Here is a 9,773-nt window from a genome sequence, read left to right on the forward strand (position 1 = left end):
TCCTGCCTCCTGGGCGGGGAGCCGGCCCCGGCACCCGCGCCCGGGCCGGCTCCCCGCCCAGGAGGCAGGAGGCCCCAAGGCTCCGAGGCCCCGGAACCCCTTCGCTCAGGGCATCTCGAGCGTGTCCAGCCCCGCCGGGGGCCCCCGCACGTCGTCGAAGGGATTGGCGGCGCCCGGGGACTCGTCGCAGTGCTTCGGGGTGTCGTTGAGCATGACCTCCGGAGCCGACGACAGCGACGCGGAGGGCTCCGGGGCCGGCTTCCAGCCCGCGAACGCCGTCCCCACGGCACAGGTGATGGCCAGCGTGATGAGCGCACCTCGAAGCGGCATGTAACGGAGGACGATCATCGGAGACCTCGGCTCGGGGACAGGGGGTGGCTGCGGCTGGCGGGGCCTATTGGAGCACGAATCACGCCAGAACGTATCTCCCTGCAATCACCGGACAGCCAGACGAGCCGTGACACGCCGGGTTACGGTTCCCTCCGGGGCTGTAGCGGGTTCCGTTACAGAGGGAGGGGCCGGCGCGGCCGCCGGGAGCGGAGGGCAGCCAGGCGCGAGGGGCCCTCCCGCAGGGCGGACGCGCCGGGACATCGCTTGCATCCGGGGACCCATCTGGCATCTTCCGCCCAGCCCATGCGTCGCCTATTCCTCACCGCCGCCGTCCTCTGCGCCTCCCTCTCCGGACTCACCGCGTGCAAGACGACGTGCCGCGAGCTGTCCGAGAAGCTCTGTGAGTGCGCCTTGAACTCGGTGGAGAAGCAGGCCTGCCAGCAGCGCGCCGCGGACGAAGAGTCCCGGGTGGAGCCCACCGCCGAGGATGAGATCGCGTGCGAGGCGAAGCTCGAGGTCTGCGACTGCCGCGCCATCGAGACCGAGGACGGCAAGAAGGCCTGCGGCCTCGCCCGCTGACGAAGGCGCCCCCACAGGCTCCAGCAGTCCTCCAGCAGTCCTCAGCAGCCCAGGGGCTTCAACCCAGGCCGCTTCAGGTCCCCGGTGCCGCGCGTGCCGGAGCCGGTGACGCAGCCCCCTCCACCCACGGCTGGAGTCCCCGCTTCACGCGCGTGCGCCACGGCGTCTCCACCCACCGGTGCACCGCCAGCGACGCAGGCACCAGCAGCGCCAGCAGCAGGCCCAGGAAGCGCCACGGCGACGCGAGGTCCACGCGCGTCGCCAGCCAGTGCATCAGCTCACTGACGGGGTACTGGAGCAGGTACAGCGCGTAGCTGGCCCCACCCAGTTGCACCAGCCACGGCCGCGACAGCGCCTGCCCCAGCACGCCGCCGCCGCGCGCCAGGCCGTAGACCAGCAGCCCCGACGCGGGCGCCAGGAGCGCGTTGTGCATCAGCGGATAGGGAATCCGTCCGCCCAGCATGAAGGCCGCGAGCAGCAGCGCCGCGCCCGCCGCCGTCATCCTCCCGCCGGAGCGGGGCTGGGAGAGGGCCGCCGCGCGCTCGCGCACGAAGGCCGTGCCCAGCAGCACGCCCAGCAGGAACTCCGGCAGGCGCAACAGCGGGTTGAACTTCAGCACCGTCAGCCAGAGGCCTCCGGACGTGACGTCCAGCGTCCCCGGCCCATCCGGGCGCAGCGCCAGGTAGAGCAGCGGCGGCACCAGCCCCGCGACCCACACGGCCACCAGGGCCCCCTTGAGGCGCGCGCCCTGGAGCCCCACCAGCCGCCGCGCCACGGCGGGGAACAGGAAGTAGAAGAAGGCCTCCACCGACACGGACCAGCCCGGCGGGTTCCAGTAGAGCGCCAGCTTGGGCACCCAGGACTGGAGCAGCGCCAGCGTGGTGAGGCCCGCGGTGCCCAGCTTCGCGGTGGCCATGGGCAGCGAGTTCGCCGCCAGCGAGCCCTGGATGGTGGACGGCGCCGACAGGAGGAACGTCAGCAGGAACACCGGGTAGACGCGCGCCAGGCGGGCGCTCCAGAAGACGCGGGGCTGCGTCTGCATCCTGCCGTCGGCGTCCACGTAGTTGTACGCGAGCACGAAGCCCGACAGCAGGAAGAACAACCCCACGGACGCGTAGCCGGAGCCCACCAGGTAGAACAGCCACTCCGGCGCCCACGAAAGACAGCCGGTGCCGAAGTGGAACATCACCACGTGCAGGGCTGCCAGGAAGCGCAGCCCCGTGAGGGCATCCAGCGAACCGCCCTGCTTCATCGACGGCCGATGCCGAAGTAGGTGAAGCCCTGCTCGCGCATGCGCGACGGCTGGAAGATGTTGCGGCCGTCGAAGATGACGGGCGACTTCATCAGCGCCTTCATGCGGTCGAAGTCCGGGTGGCGGAACTCGTTCCACTCGGTGACGACGAACAGGCCGTCCACGCCCTCCAGCGCGTCGTAGGGCACTTCCGCGTAGCGGATGCGGTCGCCGAAGACGCGCTTGGACGCGTGCGCGGCCACGGGGTCATGCGCAATCACCTGCGCGCCCTTGCCGATGAGGCCCTCGATGACCTCGATGGCCGGCGCCTCGCGCATGTCGTCCGTCTTGGGCTTGAAGGCCAGGCCCCACACGCCGAACTTCTTGCCCTCCAGCGACCCGTAGTGCTTCACGGCCTTGTTCACGAGCAGCTTCTTCTGCCGCTCGTTGGTGCGCTCCACCGCGCGCAGCAGGTCCAGCTCCAGGCCGTACTCGCGCGCCGTGGTGACGAGCGCCTTCACGTCCTTGGGGAAGCAGGAGCCGCCGTAGCCCACGCCGGGAAACAGGAATGGATAGCCGATGCGCTTGTCCGCGCCCAGGCCCTTGCGCACGAAGTCCACGTCCGCGCCCACCTTCTCGCAGAGCGCGGCCACGTCGTTCATGAAGGAGATGCGCGTGGCGAGCATCGCGTTGGCCGCGTACTTCGTCAGCTCCGCGGAGCGCGTGTCCATGAACAGGATGGGGTTCTCCGTGCGCACGAAGGGCGCGTACAGCTCCCCCATGAGCTGCCGGGCGCGCTCGGTGTCCGCGCCAATGACGACGCGGTCCGGCTTGAAGAAGTCGTCCAGCGCGGCGCCCTCCTTGAGGAACTCCGGGTTGGAGACGACGTCGAACTCCACCTTCGTCACCTTGGAGATGGCGTCGCGGACCTTGTCCGCGGTTCCCACCGGCACGGTGCTCTTGTCCACCACCACCGTGTACTGCTTCATCGCGCGGCCCACCGCCTGCGCCGCCGCGAGCACGTACTGGAGGTCGGCCTCGCCGCTCTCGCCTTCCGGCGTGCCCACCGCGATGAACACGGCCTGGGCGTTCGCCACGCCCTCCGCCAGGTTGGTGGTGAACGTGAGGCGCTTCTCCTTCACGTTCTTGCGGATCAGCTCTTCCAGACCCGGCTCATAGATGGGCACCTGCCCGTCCTGGAGCATGCGGATCTTCCGCTCGTCGATATCCACACACGCAACGTCGTTTCCGGAGTCCGCGAAGCAGGTGCCCGCGACGAGTCCGACGTAGCCCGATCCGATGATGGCAATACGCATTCTTGAAAGGTCCTGGTTTCGACAGGTGGCGTCACGAACTCATATGCCGACAGGCGCACCGAAAGAAAGCCCGGGGGTCCTGAACGCACAGCAAGCAGACAGGCCTACTGCCCGGTAAGGAGGCGTCGCAGCCGGTCCACGCCCCGCAGGACCGAGGCGCGGCCAGGGGTGCTGACAGGACCCACCACCCCGCGGTCCAGCAGTTCGCGCGTGGCACGACGCAGCGGCGGGAACGCGGCGGTGGCCGCTCCTTCCGCCTCCGGGAACAGCCGCGCGACGATGGCGAGCGACGTGTACAGGGCGCGCTCCAGGCCGAACGCCTCCGCGCGCGACAGCAGGGCCGGCACGTCCAGGGGGCGCGAGTACACGCCGCCCATCCAGGTGGCCCCGGTGATGAGCTCCCGCAGGTCCACGTAGGACAGCCACGGCACGTCGTAGCCGCGGTGGGCCTGGTCCAGCGCGGTGAGCAGGAGCGCGTCCTCCAGCTCCGGGCGGAAGACGGAGGCGCCGTAGACCTTCATGGGGCGGGCGCGCTCGAAGATGCTGGTGAGCTGTTCGCGGCGGTTCGCGCCCAGCACGTCCGAGTAGATGTAGATGGGGGTGCGGCCGTCGGACACCACGCGCGCGGCGCCGCTGTTCGTGTCGTCCTTCTCCGGGACGAACTCGTGGTTGGACAGGTAGCCGGCGAAGCCGTCCACGTCCATGCGGCGCACCAGCACCTGGATGTCCAGCACGGGGCGGAAGCCCACGTGGGGATAGAGCGCCTCCGCGAACGCGGCGCCGCCCAGCAGGAGGATCTTCCGGCCCTCCAGCTGATCCACGATGCGCTTGAAGTGGACCAGCTTCATGACGTTGTCGTTCACGGAGCCGGTGTAGATGGCCATCATCCGGTCGCGGGCCCACTCGGGCGCCTCGCCCCCGCCCATCCGGTACTCCAGGTTGTACGCGGCGAGCGGCGCCAGCCCCTGGGAGATGGCCCAGTCGACGTAGGCCTCCCAGGGCGCACCCCGGAGCTTTCCGCGCGGAGGCTCGAAGGAGGACAGGACCCGGAACATGTCGAGGAGGCTGGGCGCCATGGTGCGGCACCTTTAATGGGCGGAGCACGCCCGCCGCAATGACCGTCTTGGGGCGCGCTCCCCCGGCGGACACCGGGACGGGCCTCCTGTTGCCCAGGCGACCGGACGGGCCGGGCTTCCTACCCTTCGCGGTCCCGGGGCCGGTGGAGCCTCCCGAGCCCGCGCAGCCGGCGGAGCGCATAGCGCACCATGGGCCGGGCGCGGGGCGCCAGCGCGAGCTTCGCGGCGACCCACGCGGGCTTGTTCCGGGCGAGCTCCGCGTCCAGCAGCCGGGGCCCGGAGAACAGCCGGGTCGCCAGCGCGCGCTGCCAGAGGGGCGGGGCCAGGGCCTGGAGCACCCGCTCCGGCACGGGCGCGTCCAGGAGCCGCCGCGCGGCGTCCCACGCGTACCACACGAGGTGGGGCAGGCCCGTCTGCCTCGCGCGCGTCACCACCCCGTCCCAGTCCAGCGTGGGCCGGGCCCGCGCCAGCAGCTTCAAATCAAACAGCCACGCCAGCCGCTGCAACAGGTGGTTGCTCGCGTGAAGGGCCAGGTACACGGCCTCGTCCTCCGCGCCCAGGAAGCGGACGCGCTGGCCGTCCAGCTCCGCGTCCTCGGCGCGGGCCACCAGCGCGTCGCCCTCCAGCGCCTGGCCGTAGCCCGCGAGGGCGCGGTAGTGCAGCTCCACCAGCCCCTCGGGTCCGGTGAGCTCCACATGGTGGGTGTCGTCCCGTTCCGCGCTGGCCGCCTTCGTCGTCAGGCCCAGCCCCTGGAGCGCGTGCACGGAGCACAGCACCTGGGCGCGGGCCACGAGCAGGTCCACGTCGGTGGTCGCCCGCTGGAGCGGCTCCGGGTAGAGCCTGCGGGCCAGGCCGTAGCCCTTGAGCAGCACCGGCACCACGCCCGCCGCGCCCAGGGCCTCCACGCTGCGAAAGAGCAGCGCCCGCACGCGCATGCCCCGGGCCGCGCCGGACAGGGACTCGCGGCGCAGCAGCGCCCGTGCGGCGTCGGGCAGCGTCCAGTCCGCGCGGGCCAGGGCGTGCTCGACGAAGCCCGCGAGGCCGTGGCGCACGGCGTCCTTCACCAGCGCGTCAGCGGACTCCGACTCCGTGGGGGCGGGCCCGGCGGGCGCGTCCGGCCAGGCCTTCAGCAGCGTCAGCAGGCTCAGCAGGCTCGGAGTCGCCGCCGGGCTCACGGGCTCACCGTCGCAGGGCGATGACGCGCGCGGGCTTGGCGGATTCCAGGTGCGCGAGTTCCACGGTGCGTTCGGCCACCGCGTCCGCGACCACCTCCAGCGCCAGCTCCTCGTCGCGGTCGATGGTGCCGCGCCCGTCGCGCCAGCACAGGCGCAGCGAGCCGAGCAGCAGGTCGCCGTCCTTCACCACGACGCGCACCTCCAGCGGCGCGGAGGCGCCGGCCTCCGGACGCTGGGCCTCGAAGGTGACGCCCGCCTCAGGCTCCTCGTACGGGCGGCGCAGGCGCAGCTCCTGCGTGGCCGCGTCCATGCCCGTGGCCAGCGGCCGCAGGGCGTTCCACACCTCCTGGAGCGAGCCCGCCTCGCGCACCGCGCGGGTGACGGCCTTCACCAGCGTGCGCAGCTGCTGGTTGCGCTGGCGCGTCTGCTGGACGGCGCCCGCGTTGCGCATGTCCAGGTAGCCCAGCTTGCGCATCAGCACCATCATGACGACGCCCATGCCGCAGAGCAGGAGCGCGCTCTGCAGGCTGTTGGCGAAGTGGAGCCCCAGCGCGGTGAGCATGAAGAGGGTGCACAGCGCGTAGAGCACCAGCACGGTGGTGCGGTGGGTGAGCAGCAGGCGGCTCATCAGCCGGTGGTGGATGTGCTCCTTGTCCGCGCTGAACATGGGTCTGCCCAGCAGCGAGCGGCGCACCATGGCGAGCAGCGTGTCCATGATGGGCAGGCCCAGCGCCATCACCGGCACGAGCAGCGACACGGCGGTGCCGCTCTTGGACGACGTCTTGATGGACACCGCCGCGAGCACGAAGCCCAGGAACATGCTGCCCGTGTCCCCCATGAAGATGGAGGCCGGGTTGAAGTTGAACACCAGGAACCCGAGGATGGCGCCCGCGAGCGCGATCATCAGCAGGCACAGCAGCACGTCCCCGCGCATCAGCGCGAGCAGGAAGTGGGTGCCCACGCCGAAGAACGCGACCCCGCCCGCAAGCCCATCCAATCCGTCGATGAGGTTGAGCGCGTTGATGACGCCCACCACCCACAGCATCGTCAGGGGCAGGCTCAGGAAGCCCAGCGTCAGCTCCGCGCCGAAGGGGTTGGCCAGCACCTCGATGCGGAAGCCCAGCGCGTACAGCCCCAGCGCCACCGCGAACTGCACGGAGAACTTCAGCTTCGCGCCCGCGCCCCGGAGGTCGTCGTAGAGCCCCAGCGCCGCGATGATGGCGCCACCGGCGAAGAGCCCCACGATGAGGTCCGTCTGCGCGCGGAACTGGAGGCCCACCCCCGAGTCCACGAGGAACAGCGCGCACAGCGGCGCGAAGAAGCCGACCACGATGCCAATGCCCCCCAGCCGCGGGATGGGCTGCACATGCACCTTGCGACTGGAGTTCACCGGATCGAGCCAGCCCCACGCGAGCGCGCGTTCGCGGACGACCCAGGTGAGTGCCAGCGCGACGACGAGCGAAACGAGGAAGGCGACGAAGAAGGTGATCATGCAGGGGGAGTCAGCCCCCATCGTGGGGGCCAACCATGCAGCGCGTCAATGACCGGAAGCATTGAAGACGAACAACGCGCCTGCCTACTTGCCGCTAGCATTCCGCATACGCAGGACTTCTTCATAAACCGCACGGGTCCGCGAGGCGATGTCGGGCCAGGTGAGTCTCTGGACCTCCGCCTGGGCCGCCCGGCGGAGCGCGTACCTTCGCGACGGGTCCGCCGCGAGCGCGCGCACCGCCTCCACCAGCGCGTCCACGTCGGCGATGGGCACGAGAAAGCCCGTGCGGCCCGGGTGCACGATGGAAGGGGCCACGCCCACGGGCGTGGCGATGGGTACGAGGCCCGAGGCCATCGCCTCCACCAGCCCCATGCCATGGCCCTCCGTGTGGCTGGGGAAGAGGATCACCTCTTCCTGCGCGAGCAACGCGGGCAGCGTCGCGTGGGCGTAGTGCGGCACCACGCGCAGGAGGGACTGGAGATGCGGGGGAAAGGCGGCGCGGACCTCGGGCTCGGGGGTGCCGGTGCCGTAGAGGGTCAGCGTGAAGGGCAGCCCCTGCGCGTGAAGGCGCACGGCCGCCGCGATGACGTCCTCGCGGCCCTTGAGCTGGATGAAGGTGGCCACGGTCGCGAGGCGCAGGGGGCCCTCCGCGAGCGGCGCGGGCAGGGGGAGCCCGTGGAAGGCCTCCCCGAGACCGTGGGGGATGACGCTCAGCTTTGAAGCGGGGATGCCCAACCGCTCGCTCGCGTAGGCGGCGTCCTCGGCGTTGAGGAGCACGGAGCGGTCCGCGAGTCGCAGCGTCTGCGCGACCTCCCAGAGGCGGAAGCCCCCGTGGTACAGCGGGTACTTCCAGCTCAGGTGCAGCTTGCCCTCGCGTGCGTCGCCGCGGAGTCGCTCGGAGAGGGTGTGCTCCAGGCCGTGGCTGCGCGTCACCAGCGCGTGACGTCGGGAGGCGCCGGGGCGTCCGGCGCGTGCCCAGGGCCACGCATCTCCGGTGGTGACGTCGAGCACGTCGTAGTCGCGCGCCACGCGGGTGAGGTGCGCGGCGAGCTTCCACGGGAAGCGAACGCCATGGAGCGCGGTGTGGTGCAGCTCGCCGGGGTACGCCTCGCTGTAGCTGTAGTAGTCCACCGTGCAGCCCTGGGCCCGGAGCGCACGGCCCAGCGCGAGCGTCACGCCAGGGGCGCCCATGTCCTGGGTCAGGGGGTGGTGGATGGCCAGGAGGACGCGCATGGAGGGCTTCATAGCAGGCCGCTGGAGGCGGACAGGGGTGCGGGACGCGGTCGTGACCAGCGGGCCCGGATCCAACGCCGCGCGGGCTCCTCCAGCCAGGAGAAGACGGCCAGCGACAGGAGCACGAAGGACGTGATGGCCAGCGCGCTGTAGCTCCACGGCGCACGGCGTTCGAGTCCCACCCCGGACAGCCGCTCCGCCGCGCGTGCGTAGAACGCCAGGGGGACGTGGAGGATGTAGAGCGCGTAGCTGGCTTCGCCCAGGCGCACCAGGGGGGCTCGTGAGAGGAAGGCCGCGAGCGGGCCGTGACCGCGCGCCAGCGTCCAGATGAGCCACGCGAACACCGGCGTCAGCACCAGGTCCCGGAAGGCCCAGGCACTGCCGGACCACGACACCGTGAGCAGCCCCAACGCGAGCCCCGCCGCCACGAAGCTCGCCACGAAGCTCCCGGGGGCCGGGCCCGCCGCCGGCTCCGTGCGGCGCAATACGAAGGCACGGCCCAGCACGACTCCGAGCAGGAACTGCGGCAGCTTGAGCAGCGGCGAGTATTCACCGACGCGAAGCCAGGTCTCCCGGTGCGCGGAGTCGCCCGCGAGCCAGCCATCCCCCACGAGCCACAGGCCGCACAGCAGCGCCGCGACCGCGACCAGCGCCAGGGCCCCCCACCGCAGGCCCTTCGGCCCCAGGCGGGCCACGGGCACGGCGAGCACGGGGAAGAGCAGGTAGAAGAAGGCCTCGACGGACAACGACCAGCCCGGGCAGTTCCACGCGCAGGCCGCGGATGGCACCCACGCCTGCGTGAGGCTCACCACCGCGGAGCCCACCCCGAGGAGGCGCTGGAGTGACTCCAGCGTGAGGCCGCCTTCCTGTCGCACCACGGCCAGGAAGAAGGCCGGGGCCTCCAGCACCAGGCCCAGCAGGTAGATGGGATAGACGCGGGCGAAGCGCGCCACCCAGAACGCGCGCCGCGACACCGGGCCGGGTGACGCTTCCCCCAGGTACGCCTGGGCCAGCACGAAGCCGGAGAGGATGAAGAACAGGGTGACGCTCGCCGGGCCGTTGTCGAGCAGGCCCCCGAGCCACGCGGGCCGGCCCTCACGCGGCGTCACGTGGAAGGCCACCACATGGAGCGCGGCGAAGAAGCGGAGACCGGTCAGGGCCGGAAGCGAGGGACGCGGCGCTGAAGCCATGACGGAGGGGCGCGAGTATGCGCCCGCGCGCGCGAGCCCGGCAACCGCATCCCCGCGCGTGGCGGGTCGCTCCGCGGGCGGACGAGCCCTCATGCGGTCATTGCCGTGCGGGAGCGCGCATGGGACACAATGCGCCGGCCCCATGCCCCCC

The 9,773-nt window shown here is 71.5% G+C and carries 9 protein-coding genes; 1 reads left to right on the top strand and 8 read right to left on the bottom strand.

The features are described from left to right. Positions 1–105: 105 nt before the first annotated feature. Positions 106–348 (bottom strand): hypothetical protein, encoded by a 243-nt coding sequence (locus D7X12_RS34695; protein ID WP_120629495.1) that lies wholly within the window; start codon positions 346–348, stop codon positions 106–108. A gap of 285 nt (positions 349–633) precedes the next feature. Here D7X12_RS34695 and D7X12_RS34700 point away from each other — a divergent pair, with 285 nt between their 5' ends. Then, positions 634–909: a hypothetical protein gene (locus tag D7X12_RS34700; RefSeq protein WP_120629496.1), complete on the top strand. Its 276-nt coding sequence runs from the start codon at positions 634–636 to the stop codon at positions 907–909. A gap of 73 nt (positions 910–982) precedes the next feature. Here the strand turns inward: D7X12_RS34700 and D7X12_RS34705 are convergent, their stop codons facing one another. From D7X12_RS34705 to D7X12_RS34735, 7 genes are all read right to left on the bottom strand, one after another. After that, positions 983–2,161: an acyltransferase family protein gene (locus tag D7X12_RS34705; RefSeq protein ID WP_120629497.1), complete on the bottom strand. Its 1,179-nt coding sequence runs from the start codon at positions 2,159–2,161 to the stop codon at positions 983–985. Continuing rightward, positions 2,158–3,456: a UDP-glucose dehydrogenase family protein gene (locus D7X12_RS34710; RefSeq protein WP_120629498.1), complete on the bottom strand. Its 1,299-nt coding sequence runs from the start codon at positions 3,454–3,456 to the stop codon at positions 2,158–2,160. Before D7X12_RS34710 ends, D7X12_RS34705 begins: the two co-directional genes overlap by 4 nt. A gap of 104 nt (positions 3,457–3,560) precedes the next feature. Continuing rightward, positions 3,561–4,532 (bottom strand): nucleotidyltransferase family protein, encoded by a 972-nt coding sequence (locus tag D7X12_RS34715; RefSeq protein ID WP_120629499.1) that lies wholly within the window; start codon positions 4,530–4,532, stop codon positions 3,561–3,563. Between the two features lie 119 nt (positions 4,533–4,651). After that, on the bottom strand, positions 4,652–5,707 hold the full coding sequence (locus tag D7X12_RS34720) for a nucleotidyltransferase family protein (protein WP_208719468.1): 1,056 nt from the start codon (positions 5,705–5,707) through the stop codon (positions 4,652–4,654). A gap of 4 nt (positions 5,708–5,711) precedes the next feature. Next, on the bottom strand, positions 5,712–7,199 hold the full coding sequence (locus tag D7X12_RS34725) for an MraY family glycosyltransferase (RefSeq protein WP_120629500.1): 1,488 nt from the start codon (positions 7,197–7,199) through the stop codon (positions 5,712–5,714). Positions 7,200–7,283: 84 nt separating this feature from the next. Then, positions 7,284–8,432 carry a glycosyltransferase family 4 protein gene (locus D7X12_RS34730; protein ID WP_120629501.1) on the bottom strand — a complete coding sequence of 383 codons (1,149 nt, stop codon included), beginning with the start codon at positions 8,430–8,432 and terminating at the stop codon, positions 7,284–7,286. An 8-nt stretch (positions 8,433–8,440) separates the two neighbouring features. Next, the gene (locus D7X12_RS34735) at positions 8,441–9,622 is read right to left on the bottom strand and encodes an acyltransferase family protein (protein WP_120629502.1); all 1,182 of its coding nucleotides are present in this window, start codon (positions 9,620–9,622) and stop codon (positions 8,441–8,443) included. Positions 9,623–9,773: the final 151 nt, after the last annotated feature.

This window comes from Corallococcus sicarius, assembly GCF_003611735.1.
In the GTDB taxonomy this organism is placed as follows: domain Bacteria; phylum Myxococcota; class Myxococcia; order Myxococcales; family Myxococcaceae; genus Corallococcus; species Corallococcus sicarius.